The 25595-nt window shown below is 37.8% G+C and carries 27 protein-coding genes and 1 other RNA gene; 15 read left to right on the top strand and 13 right to left on the bottom strand.

The genetic code is table 11. The features are described from left to right. Positions 1-225 precede the first annotated feature (225 nt). On the top strand, positions 226-1416 hold the full coding sequence (locus BLQ05_RS03810) for a serine hydrolase domain-containing protein (protein ID WP_035654480.1): 1191 nt from the start codon (positions 226-228) through the stop codon (positions 1414-1416). A 10-nt stretch (positions 1417-1426) separates the two neighbouring features. Further along, on the top strand, positions 1427-1858 hold the full coding sequence (locus tag BLQ05_RS03805; RefSeq protein ID WP_035654479.1) for a PH domain-containing protein: 432 nt from the start codon (positions 1427-1429) through the stop codon (positions 1856-1858). Between the two features lie 74 nt (positions 1859-1932). On the opposite strand, the gene ygiD is transcribed toward BLQ05_RS03805, so the two are convergent. Together ygiD and BLQ05_RS03795 are read right to left on the bottom strand one after the other, a co-directional pair. Beyond that, complete coding sequence (ygiD, locus tag BLQ05_RS03800; RefSeq protein ID WP_081711848.1) at positions 1933-2766, bottom strand: 4,5-DOPA-extradiol-dioxygenase; 834 nt, start codon at positions 2764-2766, stop codon at positions 1933-1935. 131 nt (positions 2767-2897) lie between these two features. Beyond that, the gene (locus BLQ05_RS03795) at positions 2898-3743 is read right to left on the bottom strand and encodes a CvfB family protein (RefSeq protein ID WP_023576376.1); all 846 of its coding nucleotides are present in this window, start codon (positions 3741-3743) and stop codon (positions 2898-2900) included. 139 nt (positions 3744-3882) lie between these two features. On the opposite strand from BLQ05_RS03795, the gene BLQ05_RS03790 reads away from it, so the two are divergent. Then, on the top strand, positions 3883-5385 hold the full coding sequence (locus BLQ05_RS03790) for a hypothetical protein (RefSeq protein ID WP_143000907.1): 1503 nt from the start codon (positions 3883-3885) through the stop codon (positions 5383-5385). A gap of 39 nt (positions 5386-5424) precedes the next feature. On the opposite strand, the gene BLQ05_RS03785 is transcribed toward BLQ05_RS03790, so the two are convergent. From BLQ05_RS03785 to BLQ05_RS03770, 4 genes are all read right to left on the bottom strand, one after another. Beyond that, a complete protein-coding gene (locus BLQ05_RS03785) occupies positions 5425-5766 on the bottom strand; it encodes a DUF2853 family protein (RefSeq protein WP_023576374.1) in 342 nt (113 codons plus the stop codon). Positions 5767-5864: 98 nt separating this feature from the next. Next, the gene (menD, locus tag BLQ05_RS03780) at positions 5865-7517 is read right to left on the bottom strand and encodes a 2-succinyl-5-enolpyruvyl-6-hydroxy-3-cyclohexene-1-carboxylic-acid synthase (RefSeq protein WP_023576373.1); all 1653 of its coding nucleotides are present in this window, start codon (positions 7515-7517) and stop codon (positions 5865-5867) included. A gap of 69 nt (positions 7518-7586) precedes the next feature. Beyond that, entirely contained in the window at positions 7587-8267 is a 681-nt protein-coding gene (locus BLQ05_RS03775; RefSeq protein WP_035654478.1) for a hypothetical protein, read from the bottom strand. A gap of 75 nt (positions 8268-8342) precedes the next feature. After that, the gene (locus BLQ05_RS03770) at positions 8343-9011 is read right to left on the bottom strand and encodes a hypothetical protein (RefSeq protein ID WP_035654477.1); all 669 of its coding nucleotides are present in this window, start codon (positions 9009-9011) and stop codon (positions 8343-8345) included. A 64-nt stretch (positions 9012-9075) separates the two neighbouring features. Here BLQ05_RS03770 and BLQ05_RS03765 point away from each other — a divergent pair, with 64 nt between their 5' ends. Continuing rightward, positions 9076-9573, top strand: coding sequence for a GNAT family N-acetyltransferase (locus BLQ05_RS03765; RefSeq protein ID WP_023576370.1), 498 nt, complete (start codon positions 9076-9078; stop codon positions 9571-9573). A 162-nt stretch (positions 9574-9735) separates the two neighbouring features. Here BLQ05_RS03765 and BLQ05_RS03760 read toward each other — a convergent pair whose 3' ends face one another. Together BLQ05_RS03760 and BLQ05_RS03755 are read right to left on the bottom strand one after the other, a co-directional pair. Then, entirely contained in the window at positions 9736-10326 is a 591-nt protein-coding gene (locus tag BLQ05_RS03760) for a glutathione peroxidase (protein WP_035654475.1), read from the bottom strand. A 108-nt stretch (positions 10327-10434) separates the two neighbouring features. Beyond that, the gene (locus BLQ05_RS03755; protein WP_023576367.1) at positions 10435-13581 is read right to left on the bottom strand and encodes a cytochrome c biogenesis protein CcsA; all 3147 of its coding nucleotides are present in this window, start codon (positions 13579-13581) and stop codon (positions 10435-10437) included. Positions 13582-14069: 488 nt separating this feature from the next. Between BLQ05_RS03755 and prmA the strand changes: the two genes are divergently transcribed. Next, positions 14070-14906 carry a 50S ribosomal protein L11 methyltransferase gene (gene prmA, locus BLQ05_RS03745; RefSeq protein WP_023576366.1) on the top strand — a complete coding sequence of 279 codons (837 nt, stop codon included), beginning with the start codon at positions 14070-14072 and terminating at the stop codon, positions 14904-14906. A 27-nt stretch (positions 14907-14933) separates the two neighbouring features. Next, positions 14934-15209 carry an ATP-dependent Clp protease adaptor ClpS gene (locus BLQ05_RS03740; RefSeq protein WP_023576365.1) on the top strand — a complete coding sequence of 92 codons (276 nt, stop codon included), beginning with the start codon at positions 14934-14936 and terminating at the stop codon, positions 15207-15209. Positions 15210-15255: 46 nt separating this feature from the next. Here BLQ05_RS03740 and BLQ05_RS03735 read toward each other — a convergent pair whose 3' ends face one another. The 3 genes from BLQ05_RS03735 to BLQ05_RS03725 all read right to left on the bottom strand — a co-directional run bounded on the left by BLQ05_RS03735 (position 15256) and on the right by BLQ05_RS03725 (position 16792). Next, positions 15256-15684, bottom strand: coding sequence for a lipocalin family protein (locus BLQ05_RS03735; protein ID WP_023576364.1), 429 nt, complete (start codon positions 15682-15684; stop codon positions 15256-15258). Between the two features lie 118 nt (positions 15685-15802). Next, entirely contained in the window at positions 15803-16225 is a 423-nt protein-coding gene (locus BLQ05_RS03730) for a DUF6691 family protein (RefSeq protein ID WP_023576363.1), read from the bottom strand. A 9-nt stretch (positions 16226-16234) separates the two neighbouring features. Next, positions 16235-16792, bottom strand: coding sequence for a YeeE/YedE family protein (locus tag BLQ05_RS03725; RefSeq protein ID WP_023576362.1), 558 nt, complete (start codon positions 16790-16792; stop codon positions 16235-16237). Between the two features lie 201 nt (positions 16793-16993). Here BLQ05_RS03725 and BLQ05_RS03720 point away from each other — a divergent pair, with 201 nt between their 5' ends. The 6 genes from BLQ05_RS03720 (at position 16994) to creD (ending at position 21397) form a co-directional block, all read left to right on the top strand. After that, the gene (locus tag BLQ05_RS03720; RefSeq protein ID WP_023576361.1) at positions 16994-17470 is read left to right on the top strand and encodes a DUF4199 domain-containing protein; all 477 of its coding nucleotides are present in this window, start codon (positions 16994-16996) and stop codon (positions 17468-17470) included. A gap of 3 nt (positions 17471-17473) precedes the next feature. Further along, positions 17474-17926: a D-alanine--D-alanine ligase gene (locus BLQ05_RS03715; protein ID WP_023576360.1), complete on the top strand. Its 453-nt coding sequence runs from the start codon at positions 17474-17476 to the stop codon at positions 17924-17926. A 104-nt stretch (positions 17927-18030) separates the two neighbouring features. Then, entirely contained in the window at positions 18031-18849 is an 819-nt protein-coding gene (gene kdsA / locus BLQ05_RS03710) for a 3-deoxy-8-phosphooctulonate synthase (protein WP_023576359.1), read from the top strand. A 172-nt stretch (positions 18850-19021) separates the two neighbouring features. Beyond that, entirely contained in the window at positions 19022-19630 is a 609-nt protein-coding gene (locus tag BLQ05_RS03705) for a hypothetical protein (protein ID WP_023576358.1), read from the top strand. A 3-nt stretch (positions 19631-19633) separates the two neighbouring features. Then, positions 19634-19930, top strand: coding sequence for a winged helix-turn-helix domain-containing protein (locus BLQ05_RS03700; protein ID WP_023576357.1), 297 nt, complete (start codon positions 19634-19636; stop codon positions 19928-19930). 87 nt (positions 19931-20017) lie between these two features. Beyond that, positions 20018-21397 (top strand): cell envelope integrity protein CreD, encoded by a 1380-nt coding sequence (gene creD / locus BLQ05_RS03695; protein WP_074460096.1) that lies wholly within the window; start codon positions 20018-20020, stop codon positions 21395-21397. A gap of 32 nt (positions 21398-21429) precedes the next feature. Here the strand turns inward: creD and BLQ05_RS03690 are convergent, their stop codons facing one another. Further along, the gene (locus tag BLQ05_RS03690) at positions 21430-21693 is read right to left on the bottom strand and encodes a hypothetical protein (RefSeq protein ID WP_023576355.1); all 264 of its coding nucleotides are present in this window, start codon (positions 21691-21693) and stop codon (positions 21430-21432) included. A gap of 3 nt (positions 21694-21696) precedes the next feature. Then, entirely contained in the window at positions 21697-22899 is a 1203-nt protein-coding gene (locus BLQ05_RS03685) for an NAD(P)-dependent oxidoreductase (protein WP_023576354.1), read from the bottom strand. 202 nt (positions 22900-23101) lie between these two features. Here BLQ05_RS03685 and ssrA point away from each other — a divergent pair. From ssrA to pepT, 3 genes are all read left to right on the top strand, one after another. After that, positions 23102-23498: a transfer-messenger RNA gene (gene ssrA / locus BLQ05_RS03680) on the top strand. A gap of 133 nt (positions 23499-23631) precedes the next feature. Continuing rightward, a complete protein-coding gene (locus BLQ05_RS03675) occupies positions 23632-24177 on the top strand; it encodes a DUF4468 domain-containing protein (protein ID WP_023576353.1) in 546 nt (181 codons plus the stop codon). 130 nt (positions 24178-24307) lie between these two features. Beyond that, positions 24308-25555 carry a peptidase T gene (pepT, locus tag BLQ05_RS03670; RefSeq protein ID WP_023576352.1) on the top strand — a complete coding sequence of 416 codons (1248 nt, stop codon included), beginning with the start codon at positions 24308-24310 and terminating at the stop codon, positions 25553-25555. The last annotated feature ends 40 nt before the right edge of the window (positions 25556-25595 follow it).

Raw genomic sequence — 25595 nt, 5'->3', positions numbered from 1 at the left:
GAAATTTTAAGGCAGTTGGTGTTCAGTGCTATTTTTCAGCTGATGCAACTGTCAGAATTTATTTTTTTTAAAAAAATAAGTAAGGCTAACCCAAAAGGTTAGCCTTTTTTTTATTATCCAATGCATTCCAACGTACGCTTTTATGAATTTTAACAGAAATTATTTGGGTTTGGCATTTTGAAAATAGTATTGGTTAATTATATTTGCTTTTTACCAAGATTTACAATGAGAATTTCAAGATATATCCCCATACTTTCATTTTTCCTATTTTTAAGCTGTAATAAAGACAAATCCGGAAAAAACGGAAACGACACAAACGACACTGTTCTTTTAGCCGATAAATACGAAGTCAGCTTCCCTAAGTTAAGTTCAAAATTCACTTCTGAGAACAGGGCTTATGTGGAAAACTTTTACAATAAACACTATAATCCGAAAGATTTCAGCGGTGGTTTTCTGGTGGCCAAAAACGGTCAGATCATTTATGAAAACTACAGCGGTTATGCCTATAAGGAAAAAGACGATAAAATCACAGCCGATAAGCCCATTCACATTGCTTCGGTAAGTAAAATGCTCACGGCGGTCTGCATTTTGAAATTAGCGGAAGAAGGCGACATCGAACTGGACAAATCCGTAAAAACCTATTTGCCTACTTTCCCTCATGAGGAAACCTCGGTTCGCATGTTATTGAACCATCGAAGCGGGTTACGCAATTATGCCTATTTCACCGATGACAAAGGCGTTTGGGACAAGAAAAAAACACTGACCAATCAGGACGTACTTGATCTTCTGGCTACAAAACCAATCGGATTGGAATCGAAACCCGGCACCCGTTTTGGTTACTGCAACACCAATTATGCCTTACTGGCTTTGATTATCGAAAAAGTTACCGGTAAAAAATATGCCGCGGCAATGAACGAAATGATTTTTGAACCATTGGGAATGAAAAACACCTTTGTTTTCGACAATCTGGAAAAGAAAGACGAAGTGAGTCAGTCCTACAAGAACAACTATTTACGATTGGCGTTTGAATTTTTGGATGAAGTATACGGAGATAAGAACATCTACTCCACTCCGAGAGACTTACTGAAATTTGAAACCGCAACCTATTCCGATGCATTCTTAAGCAAAAAAATGAAAGCGGAAATGTTCAAAGGCTACAGTTATGAAACCAAAGGGCAACGTAATTATGGTTTGGGCATTCGAATGATGGAGTTTGAAACCGGTCAGAAATATTTCTTCCACAACGGTTGGTGGCATGGTAACACCTCCTCTTTGGTGACTTTACGAAAAGAAAACGTAACCATTATTTCGCTTTCCAACAAGTATACCCACAAAACCTATCAGACTAAAAAACTGGCACCGCATTTTGGTGATTATCCGTTTAAATTCAAGGATGCTGTAATTGGTGCAGAGTAAAATTCTTAATATGAGAACCTATCGCTCCACAATAAACTATATCTCTACTATGATTTTGGTTCTGGTCGTTTTCGGAACCATTGCTTCTTTTTTTATCATTGAAAGTGAAACTATTGAAGAAATGCCAATTCCGATAAGGATATTTTTAGGGTTGATTGCTTTCTTAATTTTGTGGATATTGGTCGATACCTATTATAAAATCAGAGAACACAAATTGCATTATTGCTCCGGACCGATACGGGGACAAATTGATATTTTAAAAATCAATAAAATTCAGAATGTAAAAACCTGGTATGTAACTTCGCTTTTAAAACCTGCATTGGGTAGTTATGGTTTAACAATAACCTATAACAAATTCGATGATATTTACATTTCTCCGAAAAACAAAGAAGATTTTATTGCCGAATTATTGAAAATCAACCCGAATATTCAGATAATTTAACCGCAAACTCGCAAAAATATACGAGAAATCAGCTAAAATCCGCGTTGCTTGCATTTGTGTTATCCGCGTTCCATTTAACCGATTTTCACTGAAGTCATCGTTAAAGAACCGCCTACCGCTTTATCATTAAAGAAACTGATATCGTCTTTAGCATCCTGTAACGCAAGATTGTAAAGCATCGGGTAATAATGATCCGGTGTCGGAATGGCTAATTTGGCGGCTTTGTCCAGAGTTTCATAATCGATTAACGCTTTGTGATTCCCATCGGAAATTTTACGCTTAAAAATCGTATTCATTTCGTTGGCCCAGTCGAAACCGTATTCCGGTTCGCTCAGCTTGTCCCATGCTACCATACCTAAATTATGCACCATGTTTCCGCTTCCTATAATCAACACCCCTTTTTTACGTAATGCGGCCAATTGTTTCGCCAAATCATAATGATATTGCGGGGGTTTACTGTAATCAATACTCAACTGCAAAACGGGAATGTCCGCATCGGGATACATGTGGCGAACTACTGTCCAGGTACCGTGGTCCAAGCCCCAATCGTGATCTAAACCAACATCCGTCGTTGTGATTAATTGTTTTGTGGCTTGCGCCAATTCCGGATTTCCGGGGGCTGGATATTGCACATTAAACAGTTCTTGCGGAAAACCACCAAAATCGTGAATTGTTTTCGGATTGTTCATTGCGGTGATGTGAGTTCCTCTGGTTAACCAATGCGCAGAAATTACCAAAACGGCTTTAGGTTTTTGTATTTCCATTCCCATTTTTCGCCAGGTTTGTGAAAACTGATTGTCCTCAATTCCGTTCATGGGTGAACCGTGTCCGATAAATAAAACCGGAAGCTTTATATCTTCTTCGTTTAAGTCTTTTGTCCAATTATAAAATGGGTATAACGATGCCATAGCTGCTCCTCCTAATATAGTTTTGATAAAATCCGATCTTTCCATTTCTATACAATTATTGTATATACAAATGTATGAATAAAAACGAACCGAAATTCTATTTTAATAAATTTTAACAATAAGTAGCTGATTTACAACAGATGGATTCCGTCGTCTTTGATATCGATGAGTTTTTGCTTGTACAGCAATCCGATGGCTTTCTTGAAGGTTTTTTTACTCATTTTCAATACCGTTTTGATGTCTTCCGGATGCGAATCGTCATTCAAACGAAGAAAACCTCTGCTGGCTTTCAGTTCATCCAAAATAACCTGAGAACTCGGTTCGATGCTTTCAAAACCTAATTTACGAACGGAAACATCAATTTTACCGTCGGGACGGATGTTTTTAATGAACCCTACAATTCGGTCGCCGGTACGCAAATCGTCATAAACCTCATTCTTATAAAGTAATCCTTTGTGCTTTTCGTTGATGATAACGTTGATACCCAAATCGGTAATGTGTGAAACGATTAAATCCACTTCCTCGCCTACTTCAACAGTAATGTCTTCGTTAGTCAGAAACTGATTTAACTTACTGGATGCCACCAAACGATTGGTTTTCTCATCCATATACATGTACACCAAATAGCGTTTTCCCTGCTCCATTGGACGCGCCTGTTCTTTGAACGGGACAAACAAATCCTTCTCCATTCCCCAATTCATAAACGCTCCGAACTCGTTAATGTAGTTCACGCGAAGCAATGCAAATTCATTCAGGAAAATATACGGCTCTAGTGTAGTAGCTACAGGACGCTCTTCGTGATCGAGATAAATGAAAACCGTAATTTCATCACCAATTTCGAAATCGTTAGGCACGTATTTGTTTGGCAAAAGTACATCGTGAATGCCTTCCGGGTCTTCCGTCGGATTTCCCAGATACAAACCAACCTTGGTATCTCTTAATATTGTAAGCGTATTGTATTTTCCTATTTCGATCATTTCTGCAAAGTATTATTAACGGCAAAGATACGAAGTAGTTTTAACATCTGTTTTGAACAGGCAATAATCGTTAAAATATTTCGTTTTAGCAGAAAATTAGTACTTTTAATTCATGAGAAAAACGATTACACTTATAATTTTGACTACAATATATGGTTGTTCCGATAAAATCAGCCCGTATTTTGAATCGAACACTTATATTAACGAAAACAGTTCGGTCATCAACGACAGTCTGAAATTTTCTCATAAATCCTATGGCGATGTTACCTTCATCAAAACCAAATCGACTTTAAAAAACCATTTGAAAACCAACAAAGTACCCTTTGACAATGTTTTGCTTTACGGAAAAACATACATTGATCCCATTTATGAATATTACATCCTGACGGATTCAAAAAAGGCTTTCAAATATAAAAATCATTTTCAGAAAGACACTTTAATCGGTAATCATACATTTACTTTCATCGGCATTCCCTTGGACAAATCAAATCCTTCGGTAGATTTTAAAGTACTGTCGTCAAACCTTGTTTTAGGAGACAATTATGCCAAAAAATTGCCTTCCATTTATGATATAATCGAATCTAACAAATCGTCACATCAGTTTCTGAAAGGTTTAACCGAATTCAATAACTTCCCTTCTTATACGAATCAGGAAAAATGGAACAAACTGCAAATGCAACTCACCTATGCTTCCTTTTTGGGGCAAAATAACATTTATGAGGAGCTCATTCAACGCTGGAGTCCCAATAAAACAAACGACACGATTATTTCCGTAATCAAACAAAAAGGGACAAACGGATTGGAAAATGTGAAACGGGAAATTCTGGAAAAGGCAAAAAATGAAAAACTGGTCATGTTCAACGAAAATCATTTTTATCCTAACCACCGCATTTTGTTAACCAAATTATTACCGGAACTGAAAAAATCAGGTTTCCGCTATTTCGCTCTGGAAACACTGGACGAAAAAAAAGACAGCATTTTAAACAAAGGCGGAAAACTGGATATGGAAACCGGTTTTTATACCCGGGAACAGTATTTTGCCGAACTCATTAGAACCGCACAATCGTTGGGCTTTCAGTTTGTGGCTTATGAAAATCAAGACAAATGCAAAGACCGGGAAATGGGTCAGGCCGACAATCTTTACAACAACACTTTTGCGATAGACAACAATGCTAAAGTAATCGTATTGGCAGGAATTTCACACATCACGGAACAACCGGATGCGAATGGTAAAAAATGGATGGCGCAGATTTTTAAGGAAAAATACCGAATCGATCCGCTGACCTTTTCACAAACGCATTTGAACTCGTATCGGAAAGTAACCGAGTCCGTTGCGCTCTTAAAGAATGGTTTTTTAGACCGTAAATACGAATCGACGGATTATAACATCATCAACAACTTAAATTTCAAAGACGAAAAAGGAACTTTCAGTTATAAGAACTCGGAGCATAAGAATATCCAGCTAACTCTCTATTATGAATCTGAATTTAAAAAACCGAACGATTATCCGAAAAAGGTTCCGTTCCGATGCTTTTTATTGGAAAAGAACGACACTTTTTCGATAACCTTACCCGACGAAAAAATACGCATGATTCTTTTTGATGAAGAAGGCAAAGTACTGGAAAACAAAACCATAAATTAAACAAAAAGCGCCCGATTTGGACGCTTTTTTATTTTAAGATTACTTGTAACTATTCTCTTTTTTAAAATGAACGGTCAATAAATAGTAAACTACCGCACGGTATTTGTTTTTATTGGAACGGCCGTATTTATCTATTACAGTATTAATCCCTTTGTCTAAATCCGGACCGTCTTTCAACCCCAATTTCTTAATCAGGAAATTGTTTTTAACTGTTGCCAACTCTGACTCGGATGTACCCGAAACCGTTGCCGCATCAGCATTGTAAATTGACGGACCGCAACCAATAGTTACTTTCGTTAACAAATCCATGTTGGGTGTTACACCGCATTTGTCTTTCAAATCGGCGGCATATTTTACAATCAATTCATCTCTTTTACTCATAATTTTCGTTTTTTATGTTTATAACCGGAATCACTGTTCTCAAATTTAAAACATTAAAACGTAGAAAAGAGCCTTTTTCGTACTTACGGAAATTACTATTATGTTAAATTTTTGAAATACGCCAACAGCACTTTATTATTGACTTCCGTAGGAGTGAAAACTTCTAGTATCGAAGGTTTGTCGGAATTTAAAACCAATTGCATTTCCGATGGTAGGTCCGATTCATTTTCACTGCTGAAATAGTCAAAACCATACATTTTTGCCAGATGTTCTGCCGTTAAGGTATGTGTCGTTTCAAAAAACGTATTGAAAACCGGGGTTTCCTGATGTCCGGGAAGAATTCTGAAAATCCCACCTCCTCTGTTGTTAATCAGAATGATTTTGAAATTTTTCGGAATGTAATTGTTCCAAAGTGCATTACTGTCGTAAAAGAAACTCACGTCTCCGGTAATCATAATGGTGTGTTTACCCGATGACAAAGCGGCTCCGATCGCGGTTGTAGTACTTCCGTCGATGCCACTCGTTCCGCGGTTACAGAATACTTCGATACTCGGATGAATGTCGAACAACTGCGCATAACGAATGGGCGAACTGTTACTGATTTGCAGCTGACTGTTCACGGGTAGCATCGGAAGTATCGTTTCGAAAACTTTCATATCCGAAAACGGTATGCTTTTGAGATATTCGGCATGTTTATCTTTTCGAAGCAATTTTAAATCCAATGCCTTTTGCAGATAATCGCTTTCTGTTGAAGTTGTTTCGGTCAAAAATGTATTGAAAAACGCATTCGGAGTCGCTTCAAAATGGTGTGTCAAGCAACCGAAAGTATTGTAAGCACGAAGTGCATCGATATGCCAATGTTCGTTCGGTTTGTATTTTCGCAAGAATGCCTTGACACGTTTGGAAACCACCATCCCGCCCAAAGTTATCAGGATTTCGGGTTGAAAAGCCTTAAAATCTTCGTCGGTAAATGGTGTGATTATGGTGTCGATATTGGTTATGAAATTCGGATGGTGCAGGTTTGACGTTACTTCGGTCATTACCACAACAGAAGGATCATTCGCCAAATGATTCACTAAAGCGGTATCAATCGCATCCGGATAATTTCCTCCGATTAAAATCAGCTTCTTTTTGGCCGAATTCCATTGCTTCACAAACACATCAAGCTTCGGGAGATCTTTTTGTTGATGATTAGATGTAACAATTAAAGGTTGTACCGAAAGTTCGCTGACGGTTTCATACAATGGTTCTTCGAAAGGCACGTTGATGTGTACCGGCCCTTTTTGGTTTACCGCAACTGTAATGGCTTCATTGATCTTCACATCGTTTTCTTCCGAAGGATCTTCATGTAAGTTTGCATTGAACAGGATATGATTGGCAAATACGTTTTCCTGACGAATGGTTTGTCCGTCGCCGATATCGATTTTACTTTTCGGACGGTCTGCCGAAATCACAACTAATGGAATCTGACTGTAAAACGCTTCGGCAACAGCCGGATAATAATTCAGCAATGCCGAACCTGAGGTACAAACCAACGCCACTGGTTTCTGCGTTTGTTGCGCGATGCCTAATGCAAAGAAAGCAGCACAACGTTCGTCGGCTATACTGTAACACTGAAACGCCGGATTGCTGACAAAACCAATGGTTAATGGAGCATTTCTGGAACCGGGTGAAATTACAACAGTATGAATGTCTTTAGCTTTACAGATTTCAATCAGACTTTGGGCTAAAGGTATTTTTGGGTAAATCATTTTTTAATCGCTAAGACACAAAGATACAAATATTAAGAAGTTGGAAAGACACAAAGTGTAACGGATTGATCATTCATTTCCTTCTTCTTCCTTAATGATCATAAATTTATAAAACGTAAAGTGGGATATCCCGTAAAACAGGATAATGAGTTGCAGGAATATCTGTTGCTTCAAGTAGAATTTGTTCATGAAAAACAAACCAATCTGTACTACAAAAAGCAAGGCACTTATCACCAGCCAAAAGCTTTTTCTGTCATCTTTAAAAACATAATTCGTAACGGCCAATCCGCCCAGAAAAGCGGTTAGAAAACCATTGACAATCCAAGGGATGTAGCCATCTCCCAAAGAATCCTTTACCAAATCAATCAGGTACAGGTAAATGATTAAAAAAGGCAGTGAAGTCATGATGGTGTTTTGCCATTTTATATCGTCAATGGCTTTGTAAACCAAAACAACCATTAAAAAACGAAACACAACCGATGCCAGAACGGCACACAGCAAGGCGATATCCGTATTCACATTAAAAAGAACAGACGCTATCTGATAAAAAAGTAACGCCAAAAAGTAAATGTAGTTCCGTTCTTTCGACGCATAAAAATAAAGCACCATCAGAATAGGAATCCGGACAAATCCCAAACCAAATTTAAACGACTGATAATCAAAGTAAACACAAATACTGTACAGTATAATTATAGCAAAGTATAAAACACTTAAACCATTAATCACAGTATTTCTTCCTTGAGAATCCATACTTAAAGTTATGGTTTTTTTCGAAATTATTCCCGATTTAAAATCACAATCCGTTTAAAATCAATTAAATAAGGATTATTCTTTTTCTTGTTCTTTTAAAATCATAAATTTATAGAACGTATAATGCGAAATTCCGTAAGCCAGAATTACCATCTGATAAATGCCTTCGTTTTTGATATAAAACTTATTGATGAAAAAGGCGCCAATCTGAACTATGAAAAGAATGGAACTTATTAACAGCCAATAATTTCTCTCCTTTGGGTCGTTAACATAATTGATAATGGCGACACCGCCAATAAACGAAGTGAATAATGCATTTACTATCCAGATGTAATAACTGTCGCCCAAAGAATTGACAACAAATTCAATGATATAAAGATAGATAACGAAGAAAGGAATAAACGCAACACATATCGCTTTGTAGTTGGATTTAGAAACTAAATCCAGAATCAATAACACGAGACAAAACTTAAAAAGCATCGAAGAGACAGTGGCATATAAAAACGCATCCGCAGTTCCGACATAATAGAAAACCGAAGCGAGTTGGTATAATAACAGTCCGCTGAGATACACGATTTTTCTCTTTTTTGAACTGATGAAATATAAAATAAATAAAATCGGGATTCGTACAAACCAAAAAATCTCTGTAATTTCTTCTTTATTGATGAAAGAGAAAAAACTATATAAGAAAAGATTTATAAAGTAGAGAATTATTAATAATTTTGGTATATCCTTATGTTTCATCAAGCACTTACAATTTTGCGTTGATTTTAAATATAGTAATTTTTAAACCAAAACACACAACATTATGTCCATAAACATTCGTCAGGCAACCATTGAAGACATGCCATCCGTTTTGGAAATTGTCAATCATGAAATCGTGCATTCCACGTCTATTTACGATTATGAACCGCGGACATTATCATTACAAAACGCATTATTCCATGAAAAAACAGAGCGTAATTTTCCGTTTATCGTAGCCGAAAAAAACGGCATTATTGTTGGATTCGGAACTTACGGTCCGTTTCGATTCAAGGAAGCCTATAAATTTACGGTGGAACATTCGGTGTACGTCCACAAAGATTATACGGGAAACGGGATTGGTTCCACGTTGCTGAAAGAGTTGATTGAATTGGCGAAATTAAATAAACTCCACACGATGATTGGTGTTATCGATTCGGAAAACAGAGGCAGTATTTCGTTCCACGAACGAATGGGGTTTAAAGTGGGCGGACACCTCAAGGAAACCGGTTTTAAATTTGGAAAATGGTTGGATTCTGTATTCGTGCAATTGCTATTGGAGTGATCTGATGGCAGGAGTTAGCAGTACTTCATCAACCGAATCAAACACAAAATTCAATAAAAAAATCCCAAAACTGAAAACTCAATTTTGGGATTTTTCATTCCGATTTACTTTTATAGATTAACGGAACAACATTTACTGTTCACTGAACGCTGAATACTGCTTCTATCCTTTTATCCAGTCGGTAATTTCCTTGTCATTTGGTAAGACTCTGGGACTGATAACATTTTCCAATTCGCCTTTCTCGTTAATCAGATATTTCTGGAAGTTCCATTCCACATGGCTGTCTTCCAAACCGTTTTTGGCTTTTTCGGTAAGGAAATGATATAACGGATGCATGTCATCTCCTTTCACGGATATTTTTTCCATCATTGGAAAAGTCACGCCGTAATTTTTAGTACAGAATGCTTTTATTTCTTTGTTATTTCCCGGTTCCTGTTCCCCAAAGTTATTGGCTGGAAAACCAATGATTACAAAGTTTTTATCTTTAAACTCCGAATATATTTTTTGCAATTGTTCGTATTGAGGGGTTAATCCGCATTCGGAAGCCGTATTCACCACCATAATTTTCTTTCCTTTTAAAGTGGCGAAATCGAATTCGTTTCCTTCAATATCTTTCACTTTAAACTGATAGATGTTTTGTGTTTTCATGACCTTATTTTTTTCGGCTGTTTCCATATTTTTATTCTTTTGTATTTGCCCTTGACAAGCTGTAAAAAAAAGTAAGCCGAGAGCTAAAATTAAATTTTTCATCATTTGCTATTTTTTATAAAATTAATCAAATTGTAAGTTTTGAAATACTTTTTGATTGTAAAGTTTTGTTAACAAAAAACCCACAATCGTTTTGATTATGGGCTTTTATTATTACTTTTTATAATGCTTTCTGTACTTGAAATAGGAAGCGATTCCCAGCAATGTCACTAAGGCCACCGAAACGTAAACGAAATTCGGCGTTACTACCTTATCCCCTTTGGCATACGAATGCAAGCCGGACAAGTAGAAATTCACTCCGAAATACGTCATCAGAATCGAGTAGAATGCGAAAACACTCACCAGATTGTAAATCCACTTTCCGCGCAATGCCGGTACAAAACGCATATGAATCACAAAGGCATAGACCATAATACTGATTAACGCCCAGGTTTCTTTCGGGTCCCAACCCCAATAACGTCCCCAGCTTTCGTTAGCCCATTGTCCGCCAAGGAAGTTTCCTATGGTTAACATCACTAAACCAACCGTTAGTGCCATTTCGTTAATAATGGTAATCTCTTTGATATTGAGTTCCATTTTCTTTTTATTCTTCTCGTTGGTTAACAAAATCAATAACAAGGAAACGATTCCAAGGATCATTCCCAGGGTAAACGGTCCGTAACTCGCCACAATAACCGCTACGTGTATCATCAACCAATAGGAATTCAATACCGGTTGCAGGTTCGCAATGGCAGGATCCATCCAGCTCCAGTGGGCAATCATCAGAATCATGGCAGCTACGAATGCAGTTGAGGCTACCGTCAGTTCCGATTTTCTTCCGAAAGCCAATCCGAAAAACATCGTTGCCCATCCCACATAAATCATGGATTCGTAGGCATCACTCCAAGGCGCGTGACCGGAAATGTACCAACGGGCAATTAATCCGATGGTGTGTAAAATGAAAAACAAACCGATGAAACCATGGCTTACCTTAACCAAAGTATTAATCACTTTTCCGGAATTGAAAATCTTAACGATTACGAACAAAAACATCAAAACACCGGCAATCATATACCACGAATACAACTTTTTGAAAATATCGTACTTGTTGTATAAAATCTCCGAGTCAATTTTTTCCTCACTTGGATAGACTTCTTTTCCGTATTTTTTCTGGAATTTAATTAATCCGTCCAGGAAGGTATCCGCAGCCTTGTAATCTTTCTTCGTTGGCACTTCGTCTAATGACGACAGGTACAAAGGCAACACGTTTTTGGTAAACAGCGAATCGATTCCGGTTAATCCGGTTTCGTTCAATTCCAAGTGTGATACCCATTTGTTGTTTTTGTCAAACGGAATCGGGAACACTTTCAATATTTGTCCGCTCAACGCCGAATACAATAAGTTCACTTTCTTATCGGTCTCGATGAAATCTTTCTGAAACTGGTTCGGAACTGGCGCTTTGTAGGCTTCATCCAAATATGGTGACAGTTTATAATTTCCTCTGTCATCAAAAAAACTCATCAGGGAAACATATTTGGCGTCTTTTTCGGCACCAATCATTTTTCGGATGCTGTCGTTTCCTTTTTTAACAAAAATAATCGGCACATTGTACCAAACCTGAGGAAACTGCGTCATTGATAGGAAAACCTGATCGGAATTCATGTCTTTATAGGTGTCGCTTTTGCTTACCTTACGCAGTAATTCCGATGAAAATGTATTCACGGGTTTCATACGTCCGCCCTGATCCTGAACAATCATTCGACCGAATTTAGCCGCATGCTCTTCCGAAACCTTATGTTTTAAAATAAGGGAATCGATTTGTTTCGCAGTTGGCATTTGTGGCTGATGCTCTGTATGTTGCGCCATCATCCCGAAACTGAAAAACAAAGCAATGATGCTTAAAGCCGCTTTCTTCTCTTTTATTTTCTCCAATTTTCGTTTCAGTTCCCCAAAACGAGATCCTCTGATAAACAGAATTCCCATCAGACCGATATACAGTAACGTGTACCCGATATAGGTTATCAAAGTACCCCAAGAGTCGTGATTTACAGACAGTACGGTACCTTTTTCATCCGGATCGAAAGATGCCTGGAAGAAACGGTAGCCACGGTAATCCAAAATATTGTTCATAAAAATTCGGGCATCAAATTTAGTTTTCTGTTCGGTATCTTCAACGGTTACTTTACTTTCAAAAGACGAATAACTTTTCTCGGTTCCCGGGTATTTGGCAGCGACGAAATCGTTGAGTTTAATTTTAAACGGTGTTTCATAAACTTTACTGCCATATATCAATGTATATTCAAGATTCCCCAATTTAAACGATTGCGGAACGCCCATTTTCCCTTTGGATCCAACCAGCGTCACTTCTTTTTCTTTGCCTTCATTTCTGACAGTCAGCACCAAAGCGTCATCGGTATCTTTGTCTTTGTAATCGCCATTCGATTCCTGCACTATTTTTCCTTTGATGGCCGGTTCCGGAATTACGAATTGTGCGCCTCCGAGATTGTACAGCGATCGAAGCATTAAGGCCTGAACTTTGTCTTTTTCAACTTTGGCCTGGAATTTATCTGCCATACGCATAAAGTTTCCTTCAAAAGGAGCCTGAATGGTATAAGCTTCACTTATTTTAGTAATGTTTACAGCGCCCGGCGTAAATTTATTGAATGCGAAAAGGATGTTGTGAATATTCTGAACTTCGCCTTCTTTGAGGTAATGTTCGTGACGGGTTCCGTCTCCGGATTCGACTAATTTCAGGAATAAAATTCCGTTAGGATCTTCCTTAATGACTTCTTTGGCGCCCATGATGAAATCCTTATACTCAATTTCGAATGGAATCTCATCAAAGGTCTCACTGATTGAAAAATGGTTGTTCGTGATTGGTGACATCATCAACGGTTCTTCGAAAGTGCGTCGTTTCATTTCGCCCTGATACTCTCCATCAACAAAAACATTCAAATATACTTTATCGGAAAAAATCTGATTGGTAACTTCTCCTTCTCGGATAGGCATCATCCCTTCAAAACTGATATAACGCGTTATGAAGGCACCGGCAATAATTAAGATGAAAGACAAATGCAGTAATAACGAAGCCCATTTACTTTTTTGAAGCAACTGGTATCTTTTAATGTTTCCGAGGAAGTTAATTACGAAAAAGACCATAATGACTTCAAACCATCGGGCGTTATACACTAAAATTCGGGCAGTATCCGTATTATAATCATTCTCAATAAAAGTTCCGGCTGCCATTGCTGCTGCAAAAACGATAAACAGAACAGCCATTAAACGGGTAGAAAACAGGAAGGAAAATATTTTTTTATCCATGACGGAAAGTGGTTTTTACAAATTACCGCGAAGATACTTAAAAACAAAGTTTTGTTAACTCTTTTTAACGTATTTTAAGAAATATAATGTAGGGGCTAAAGGTTATTTTCTGATTGCAATTCCAAAACGGATATACCAACGCGGATTGGCGCAGATTTTAAGACACCAACATACACTCCCTTTTCCCTTTTCCCTTTTCCCTTTTCCCTTTTCCCTTTTCCCTTTTCCTTCTCCCAACCTCACCCCAAACACAAAAGACCGTAACCTCTTAGCCCCGACAGGAGCGGCATCCTTTTGTGGAGCCTCAGCGGAACAAAAGATTACTTCGTCAGTTCGCTTCGCTCGGGTCAGCGGATGGCGGGAAAACGGATTGCCGGAAAGCCCGAACCTTTCGCTCCCAAGAAAAACAATCGTAAAAATCATCCGGAAACTAATGCCGCTTCCTATTGCAGGCAAAATGGAATTACTACCTTTGCAAAAAAAACAGCATGGAAAACATATATATCGGATATCATTTTAAAGTGGAACCCAAAGAATTAGGTTCGGAAATTCTGGTGGCCGAGTTGGGAGAAACCGCTTTTGAAAGCTTTATTGAAACGGAAAACGGAGTTTCTGCCTTTGTTCAGAAAGAGTTGTGGAACGAAAATATATTGGATGATATTCAGATTTTACATTCGGATGACTTTAAAATCGAATATACGTTTGAAGAGATTGAACCGGTGAACTGGAATGAGGAATGGGAAAAGAATTTCGATCCGATTGATGTGGACGGTGTTTGTCATGTTCGCGCACCGTTTCATGAAAAAACCGATGCGAAATACGATATTGTGATTGAACCGAAAATGAGTTTTGGTACCGGTCATCATGAAACCACACACATGATGATTCAGCATCTTTTGGAAATGGATGTTACTGATATGAAAACCCTTGATATGGGTTGCGGAACGGCGATTTTAGCTATTTTAGCCGAAATGAAAGGTGCCAAACCGATTGACGCGATTGATATTGATAACTGGTGTTACCTGAATTCGATTGAAAATGCGGAAAGAAACCATTGCCAACACATTACGGTTTATGAGGGCGATGCTTCGTTGTTGAACCAAGGTCAGGAATACGATTTGATTATTGCCAACATCAACAGAAACATATTGCTGAATGACATGCAGGTGTATGTCAACTGTCTGAAAAAAGACGGCGTTTTGTTATTAAGCGGTTTTTATAATGAAGACATTCCGGTTATTGATGCTTCCTGCACTGAGAAAGGGCTAACCTATGTTAAAAAGTTCCAAAAGAACAATTGGGTTGCTTTAAAATACGTAAATTAGCATTTTATTCAATTCAATCGTTTGATTATGAGCGTAAAAGAAAAAATAAAAGAACAGGTCGCCGTTGAAGAATTACTTTCTTCCAACTATGAAATCATTTTATTTAATGACGATGTAAATACCTTTGACCATGTAATCGACACGTTAATGGCTGTTTGCAAGCATGAACCGTTACAGGCGGAACAGTGTGCGCTTTTGGTTCATTATACCGGAAAATGTGCGGTTAAAACCGGTTCCTATAAAGAATTGGAACCGTTGTGCAGTAAATTACTCGAAGCGGATTTAAGTGCTGAGATACAATAAAAAAAGCCCCGAAATACTTCGGGGCTTTTTATTAAAACTTGATTGATTATCCTCTTGTGAAAACGGTAATTTCTCCGTCAGCATCTTTAACTTTAAGTTCAGATGATGTTAAGGCTAAAATTTCTGAAGTAAATGTTTCCCCTCCCAGTGTTACTACAAGACTATTACCACTACGTAGCCAAGTTCCATTATCTGTAAAAACTTCACAAGGATTTTCAAAAGAATCATAATCTACACTACTGATTGTTCCGTTTGTATTAATCATGATATAATCTTTAGAACAACCACTTTCATTACCGGAATAATTCACCAATACTTCATTACCATCAACAATAATATCTTCCTTGGAAAAGTTCCATTTGCCTTCTAATGACGCGGAAGAAGATGCACTTGATGAATCGTCATCTTTATTACAAGAAGCGAATGAAAGACCTAATACTAATGCCGAAGCAAACAAAATTGTAATTTTTTTCATTTTTTAATTGATAAAGTTAACATTACAGCAATATTAACAATAAAAAAGTAAAATAAAAATCTTATAACAAATATTTAACAAAAGAAAAACCTTACGTATTAAATATAACAAATTGTGATTAATGTGGTAACTTATCCTTAAAAACCCCATACAGGTAAGTTCCCAATAATGCTCCCGCCAAAACAATTACGATACCGTAAAAACCGGCGCCAAGCAATATAAAAATAGGACCCGGACAAGAACCAACCAATCCCCAGCCCAATCCGAATAAAGTTCCACCAATAATATACCGGGCAAAGCCCCTTTCCTTATCTTCGATTTCAATTGGGAACCCTTTGACGTTTTTAAGGTTCTTTCTTTTTATCAATTGTACTCCAATTACGCCCGTAAATACAGCCACACCGATAATCCCGTACATGTGAAACGATTGAAACTGGAACATTTCGTAAATTCTGTACCACGAAACGGCTTCCGATTTTGTCAGTACGATTCCGAAAATAAAACCAACAAGAACAAATTTTAATAAGTTTAAAAATTTCATAAGCTGCTTTTAAAAAATTAAGGGTAAAAGAAAATGAGCCATAATCAGTCCGCCGATAAAGAAACCGATAACTGCGATTAATGAAGGTCGCTGCAAATTACTCAACCCGGAAATGGCATGCCCGGACGTACATCCGCCGGCATAACGCGTTCCGAAACCGATTAGCAATCCACCGAAGAATAAAATCATCAGTGTTTTAGGTGTTTTGATGGCCTCCCAACCGAAAAGGCTTTCCGGTCCCAGTTTCCCGTTTGGCGCCTCAATATTCATGGCTGCCAATTGCTCGATGGTTTTCGGATTAATAGCCACTCCGCTTCCGTCACTTAAAAAATGAACCGCGACAAATCCGCCGAGAATGGCTCCAAAAACAACCGCTAGATTCCATTTTTGTTCGCGCCAGTCAAATTTAAAAAAAGGAACATTCTTACCCGCTCCGGCAATGGTACAAAGCGTTCTTAAATTGGAGGACATCCCGAAAGATTTTCCGAAAAAAATAAGTGTGAGCATCACTGCTCCAATTAAAAACCCTGAAATGTACCAGGGCCACGTTCCGTAAAATGAATACATAGCTATTACTTTTTCCACAAAAGTAATTATTGAATGAGTATTTTACATAACAATGAGTACATATTTTTGTTACTTCCGAAGAAATATTTAAATTTTGTTTATCAGCCCCCTCCTTTTCATTTTATCGCAAAAAATGTTTTTTGATGTGGGTTTCCATAAAATAATCTGTTACTTTTGAATAACCGAAAACAGTATTGAAATATGAAAAATTTTACGATAGAAATCAAATGGTCTGTACTATTTGCTGTTGCAGCTTTGCTGTGGATGTTTGTCGAAAAGGCCTCCGGACTACACGATGAACACATAGGCAAACATGCTATTTACACTAACATTTTCGCAATCGTTGCCATCGCCATTTACACTTTTGCATTGCTTGACAAAAAGAAAAACTTTTTTAACGGTAAAATGGATTGGAAACAAGGCTTTGTAACCGGACTAATCATCACCATTTTTATCACCGTATTAAGTCCGCTAACCCAATACATTACAAGTACTTTCATTACCCCGGATTACTTCAGCAATGTCATTGCCTATACCGTAAGCAATAAAGTTATGACCCAGGAAGCAGCGGAAACGTATTTCAACCTGAAAAGTTATATCGTACAGGGAATCTTTGGCGCGCTTTCCATGGGTGTCGTTACCTCTGCGATTGTGGCATTCTTTACCAAATCAAAATAAATTATGTTAAGAAATCTTCTGATTACCGGTTTGGCTCTGATGTGTTTTACCTCATGTGTAAGCACTAAATCAACTATTAAAAATATTGACAATTCAGCTATTAAGCCTGTCATAAAGGATGGTGCATATGTTATTAAAGAATATGCCGACTCCAAAAAATACGGCTATGATCAGGATTATCCCATAAACATTGGTGTTATTCAGGATAAAAATGAAAACATCTATGTGGACTATTTTTTCAATGGCATTACCGGCCCGAACGGTGAAAAGTTAACTTATAAAAAAACGGATACCTGTTGCCCGTTTCCAACAAAATACAATAAAATCGGAGGAGGCTTATTGTCTATTTACGAAGTAACCTGGAAAGGGCAGCAAAAACCGATACACCTTTACTTTAATATTTATGAAAGAGGTAAAATTGTTTGCCCCGTGGGCTTAACCATTAAAAAACCATAAGCAAAACATTCTGAATTTTAAGAATTTTATAAGACTTCAAACCTTCTGACAACTTCATTGGAAGGTTTTTTTGTTATATCTTTGTTCCTCTTTTAGATACAACTATGAATTTACAAAACATACCACAAATTAAACATACCGATAGCGGAAACTTCTTTCTTTTAGCCGGACCATGTGCCATTGAAGGAGAAGAAATGGCGATGCGTATTGCTGAAAAAACGGTTGCCGTAACCGATAGGCTTAAAATTCCTTACGTTTTTAAAGGATCTTTTAAAAAAGCAAACCGTTCGCGTATTGACAGTTTCACGGGAATTGGTGACGAGAAGGCGCTTCGTATTCTTGAAAAAGTTTCCAAAGAGTTTGGTGTACCAACCGTTACCGATATTCATACGGAAGAAGATGCTGCAATGGCTGCCGGTTTTGTTGATATTTTACAGATTCCGGCATTTTTAGTACGCCAAACCGATTTGGTTGTTGCTGCGGCGAACACCGGAAAAACAGTAAATCTGAAAAAAGGACAATTCATGAGTCCGGAAAGCATGAAGCATGCGGTACAGAAAGTAATTGACTGCAACAATAACAACGTAATGGTGACCGACAGAGGTACCATGTTTGGCTATCAGGACATGATTGTGGACTACCGGGGGATTCCAACTATGCAACAATTTGCCACCACCGTTTTAGACGTTACCCATTCGTTGCAACAACCGAATCAAATGGTTGGTGTAACCGGAGGGCGTCCTGAAATGATTGAAACCATTGCCAAAGCTGGTATCGCCGTAGGTGTTGACGGTATTTTCATCGAAACCCATTTTGATCCCGCAAATGCGAAAAGTGACGGAGCCAACATGCTGCATTTAGACCTTTTTGAAGGATTGATGTCTAAATTAGTCGCTATCAGACAAACGATAAATAAATTTTAAAAAAAGTCCCGATATAGTCGGGACTTTTTTATTTATAACACCATTTACAGTTTTCATTTGTTACGTCTTAATTTTAAATACCACTGTGTGACCCTATTTTATTATTAAAATGTCTGTAAAAATTTGTTCAGATTAAAAATTATACCTTACTTTGTTTTTCAAAGTACTTAATATGGATACGCAAAATTATTTACAGGACCTGAAAGAAATAAAAGACCTGATGAACAAATCATCACAGTTTATTTCTTTAAGTGGCTTATCGGGAATTCTGGCCGGAATTTATGCTTTAATAGGTGCTGTTGTGGCTTATTACTTAATAGAAAACCATGACGAATATTATATTACTTTAGAAAGCAGTACCTTCAAACTGATATTGCTGACAGCAGCTCTTGTTCTTGTAGCTTCTCTGCTGACGGCTTATCTTTGTACCATAAACAAAGCGAAGAAAGTAGGTGAAAAAGTGTGGAATGCTTCCTCAAGAAGACTACTCATTAACTTTTTTATTCCCTTGGTTACCGGAGGAATTTTTGCGATTCTCCTTTTAAAAAACGGATATTACGGATTGGTTGCCCCTATCACTTTATTGTTTTACGGATTGGCTTGTGTGAATGCCAGTAAATATACTTTGCGCGACGTGCGCTATTTAGGCATAACTGAAATTATTTTAGGATTGTTAGCGGTGGAATTTTCAGGTTACGGATTGTATTTCTGGGTTTTAGGATTTGGGATTTGTCATATTGTTTACGGAACAGTAATGCATTTTAAATACGACAGAAAATAACGCGTGAAAACCATCATCCAAAATATAAACAAAGCCTTCGATCATCGTATCCGACTGGGAATCATGTCGGTACTGATGGTGAATGAAAGTGCCGACTTCTCCACTCTTAAGGAACTTTTAGGAGTAACAGACGGGAATTTGGCCAGCCATGCCAAAGCACTTGAGAATGAGAACTATATTGTCGTGGAAAAACAATTCATCGGCAAAAAACCCAACACCAGTTACAAAGCCACGGAAGCAGGTCGCAAAGCGTTCCGTGAACACATTGATGCCCTGGAAAAATTAATTCAGAAATCGTAGTCTATTTTTTTATACTTATACTTTGAAATACAAAGTACTTTAAATCAACTAAATTAAACTCAAATGGAAAATCAAAATCAAAACCCAATGGAAAACCAGAATCAAAACCAGCCTGCGTTGAACACTGCAAACAAAGGTTCCTTTCTTCAATCCACCACCGCTAAAATGATAATGGTGGGTGTACTGACACTCGTTTTACTGATTCCGCTGCAATATGTGAAAGAGTTGATTTATGAACGTTCCGAACGGAAGAAAGAAGTCGTTAGCGAAGTGACACAATTGTGGGGTGAAGATGTCTTTTTCTATGGCCCGATACTTAAGGTTCCGTATAAATCCTACACCGAAACTGCCGTATTGGATTCCAAAACAAAGCAAACCGTAATCCAACGCAACACCAGTATATCGTATGCCTTTTTCTTTCCGGAGACACTGAACAATACTTCTGATATCAAGAAGAATTCGTCCTTAAAACGAGGGATTTACAACAATGTGGTTTTTACTGCAGAAATGAAATTTAACGGGAATTTCGGAAAACCGAATTTTGAAAAACTGGGCATTAAAGAGGCCGATCTGCTTTGGGATAAAGCGGCTCTGGTTGTGAAAACGACCAATCTGAAAAGCATCAAAAGCGATTTAAACATCAAACTTAACAATCAGACGTTCACTTTTGAATCCAAAGAAGAAGAAGACAATTTTTACGGCACGCTGGAAACTGGTGCGTTTGATTACAAAACATTGGCTGCGAACAACAAACTGGATTTCAATTTTACGATGAAATACAACGGAAGCAACAGCGTAAAATTCATTCCGATTGGAAAAACGACACAAATCAGTTTGAATTCAGATTGGGAGTCACCAAGTTTTGAAGGCATGTTTGCTGCAAATGATACCACAAAAACTATCAGCAACAAAGGATTTCATGCCGATTGGAAAATACTGCACATCAACCGTTCGTTCTCGCAACAATACGATTCGAAAATCCCGAACTTAAACGGTTATTCATTCGGCGTAAAATTGATTGAAACCGTAGACGAATACCAACAGAACGAACGCGCGTCGAAATACGGATTTCTGGTAATCGGACTTACTTTTCTGATTTTCTTTTTAATTCAGTCGGTGAACAAAATCAACATTCATATTTTCCAATATACGATGTTAGGCTTGGCGCTGATAATGTTCTACACGTTGCTGATTTCCATTACGGAACATTCCAGTTTCTCACTGGCGTATTTAATCGCTTCCGTTGCCGTAATCGGGATGATTGTTTTGTATTCGGTGTCCATTTTGAAAACGAAAAAGTTTCCGCTCTTCATCGGATTGTCATTGGCCGGACTGTATTCTTTCATCTACGTAATTATCCAATTGGAAAACTATGCCTTATTGGTGGGAAGCATCGGGTTGTTTATCATCTTAGGATTGGTAATGTACTTCTCCCGAAAAATTGACTGGAACAACACCGCTAACTAAAAACAAAAAGTCCCGATAAACTCGGGACTTTTTTATATGTTGTCTTTTCCTATGTCGTCAACTTCATTGCTCACTTTTTTGGAAGCAATCAGTTTTCCGGAAAATTTATACATTTTATGGCACAACCATGAAAATAAAGCTGTAATCAAAAAGGCACCAAAATAATAGCCCACTTTAAATGCCGTTTCCTCCTTCTCTACTTCATCGATAAAAAGCACTTTGAATACCTGAACAATCAGAATCATGAAAAAGAAAACACTAAAAATTCTGAGAAAATAACCTACTGCCTTTTTCATACCTTATTTACCGTCAACGTAATCCTGCAGGTATTTAAATCTCTCGGTTAACTGCCCTTTTTCGGTGATTTTTGCTCTGTCCAGAATACCGTCTTTATCACTGTTGAAAAATGCCGGAATCACGTGCTCGAGGAACATTTCCCCAAAACCTTCGCTGGCGTCTTTTGGTAATTCACACGGTAAATTATCCACCGCCATAACCACAACAGCTCCCGGATGACTCACTGGCACTTCGATTCCTTCACTCGGGTAATACCCATACAAAGGCTCGGCAATGGTAGAAGAACGCAAAGTACAGGCAATCGGTCCATCAACATCACATGATATATCAGCTACCACTTTAATCTTATTATCCGGAGCATTCAGCATTTCTCTTGTCAGAATGACAGGCGCACCGTTTCCGTAGAAATGTCCTGCCATGAACATATCGGATACTTTTGTAAAACGTTCAAAGTCAGACACATATTCCTGAGGATTCTGATAGAAATCTTCTTTGGTGGCAACGGTGCCGTCTTTACGCTTGTTATAATCCAAAACGTCTATTTGGGTATAAACCGGCTTGTCAAAAGTTTTTGTCAGATACTCTTCGATGGAAACCTGTTTGATTTTCATATCATCCAAAATTTCCTTGGCTCCCATTCCTACTTTTCCGTGTCCGGTCAAAACGATTTTAATGGGCGGCAGCATCGGACGGCGTAAACGTTCCACCAAGGCTGCCTTATCCGCCAATGTTTCCGCTTTGGGTAAATTGAACAACTCAAATTTGATTCCGAACGCCCTGAAACCGTTATAGGCGCCTACAATTCCGGCATAACGTCCAAATCCAATCAAACGGTGATTGGTTTCGTTTACAATGGTTTCGTGATCGATTAAACGAATGTTTTTTTCAAGGCAAGCGACAAGTAGTTTTCTGTTATAAGGCTGTTTTTTAATGGTGTGTGAAAAGAAAAAATATTTTTTATTCGGGATTAGGGCATCAACCGGCACTTCTTTTACTCCGATCAATACATCACAATCTGAAAGATCATTACTTACTTCAAAACCTAATTTTGAATATTCATCATCCGCGAACACACGAATATCGGACGCTTCCACTTTTATTTCTGCCTGAGGGAACTGTTCTTTTAATTTAACCAATTCTGAAGGGGTAAAAACCACACGTCTATCTGGTGGGTTTTTTCTTTCTTTAATAATTCCGAATTTCATTTTTATGCAATCATTGAAAAGTTATCAGTGTTAAAGGGGAAATTCCGATAATAACGCAACTTTTAGGGGTTAGTTTTGTTTGTTTTTGTTTATTCTTGTCCAAATGTACTATTTAAAGAATAGAGGTGCAATAATTTTTAATTGAAAATTAAATACTTTAACTTTGTGGACTGATTTTTGCTATTCTAATAGCATAACCACTGGGGTCGACTGGTTTTGACAGCGAGTGGAATTGGGAAGTAAGCACGTCGAGAACTGGGACAATTCTCGTTAATAAAAGGTTTCACAACTTTACACGGCGAAAATAATTACGCTTTAGCTGCTTAATCTGAATTACAGTAAGATTTGCCTAGTTCCTACCAGGTAGGAAAGCTAGATTCTCCTCGAAAGCCTTGGTTTATGGCGTTCGGATTAGGGGAACCGTAAAAGTAAACCTAGGAACGGTAATGCTTTAAATCTGTTCTGACAACTATAAAGCTAAGCGAAAAGTGGCTGTTTCTGGCCTTGCTTTTTGTCGAAAATTCAATCAGGAAATAAGCGTGTAGAAAGCTCTTCGATTGCTTGTTTGGACGAGAGTTCGATTCTCTCCGACTCCACAGAAAGCCTTTAAAATTTTTATTTTAAAGGCTTTCTTTTTTTATAAATAATTTAAAAAAAACACTAATATTGTAATACTATAAAAACCAAACCCAAATTATTGAATTAAATTTATTAACGTAAGTCTGAAAGAACATGAAAAAAATATTCTTATTATTCGTATTATTTGCTTTAAACAGTTATGCTCAGGAGAAATTCGAATTTCCTTTAAATGAAAACGGACAAATTATTTTTACGGAAGTGGTTTCATCTGAAGGAAAGACCAAAGATGACCTGTTTACCAATTCAAAAATGTTCTTCGTGAATACCTATAAAGTTACCCAGGAAAAACTGAAGCAAAATAAGGAAGCCTATTCGGTTTCAGACAATCAGTATTCCATCATGACCGTAAAAGTTAACGGAAGCGATGTAAAGGTGAAATTGTTTTACACGATTTCAATTTTGTCAAAAGACAACAAATACAAATACGAAATAAAAAACATCTTCACTAAAACAGAAGTTTCGGAAACGCCGCTTGAAAAAATGTTTGACAAAACCGCTTCGGAAAAAGCAGCCCAAAAACCAAAACTTGGTGAAACACTTAAAGCCTACTATGCCGCTATCAATGCTGAAATAGGAACCATCAAATCAAACATTAAAAGCGAAATGAGTAAATCCTCAGCAACCAAAAGCGACTGGTAATCCGCACCAAATGTTTTTACATACAATTTAATCAGCTCCTTTACAGGAGCTTTTTTTATTTTCTTACATTTAATTCCGCCTGTATTTTCATGCATAAACCCTATATTTGTGTTCTCAAAAATTAAACTATATGCAACATATAATCGATCGTTTCATCAGTTACGTAACTGTAGATACGGAATCCGACCCGAATTCAACCACAACTCCAAGTACCGCTAAACAATGGGATTTGGCCAATAAATTGGTTGAAGAATTAAAAGCCATAGGTTTGCAGGATGTGACCATTGACGACAAATCATACATTCAGGCTACATTACCAAGCAATTTGGATTATGAAGTGCCTACCATCGGTTTTGTGGCGCATTTTGACACTACACCCGATTTTACCGGAGCGAATGTAAAACCGCAAATCGTTAAAAATTATGATGGTGGTGATATCGTTTTAAACAAAGAACAAAACATTGTATTGTCTCCGAGTTATTTCGAAGATTTATTGCTATACAAAGGACAAACCTTAATTACTACCGACGGAACTACGCTTTTGGGTGCCGATGACAAAGCCGGTGTTACCGAAATCGTAACTGCGATGGAATACCTGATTCAGAATCCGCACATCAAACACGGAACACTTAAAGTTGGTTTCACACCGGATGAGGAAATTGGTCGTGGTGCTGATTTCTTTGATGTGGAGAAATTCGGATGCGAATGGGCGTATACTATGGACGGAAGTCAGATTGGCGAGTTGGAGTATGAAAACTTCAACGCGGCCGGTGTAAAGCTGAAATTCAAAGGAAAAAGCGTGCACCCGGGTTATGCCAAAGGAAAAATGATTAACTCGATGCTTTTGGCAACCAAATACATTTCAAAATTACCAAAAGACGAAGTGCCGGAAAGAACCAAAGGTTACGAAGGTTTCTTCCACGTGGTTCATTTGGACGGAAGCATAGAGGAAACGAATGTGCAGTTAATCATCCGTGATCATAACCGTAAAAAATTCGAAAAACGTAAAAAACAAGTAGTTAAAATAGCTGATAAATTCAACAAGAAATACGCGAAACAATTTGGTGCCGACATCGTTGAAATTGAAGTGAAAGACCAATATTACAACATGCGTGAGAAGGTGGAACCGGTTAAGCATATTGTAGATTTAGCGGAACAGGCCATGAAAGCGTTGGACATCAAACCGTTAATTAAACCGATTCGTGGTGGTACCGACGGTTCGCGTTTATCGTTCATGGGATTACCGTGTCCGAATATCTTTGCCGGTGGACACAATTTCCACGGAAAATACGAATATGTTCCGGTGGAGAGCATGCAAAAAGCCATTGACGTAATTATCAAAATTGCCGAATTGACTGCTGAAAAGTATAAGAAGTAAACAGATTGCAGAAGGCAGATTACAAAAATCCGTCAACTGA

It is taken from the genome of Flavobacterium saliperosum (assembly GCF_900100625.1).
Taxonomy (GTDB): domain Bacteria; phylum Bacteroidota; class Bacteroidia; order Flavobacteriales; family Flavobacteriaceae; genus Flavobacterium; species Flavobacterium saliperosum.
The sequence above is the reverse complement of the archived record's forward strand: the minus strand, read 5'-3'. Positions and strand labels throughout refer to the sequence as shown.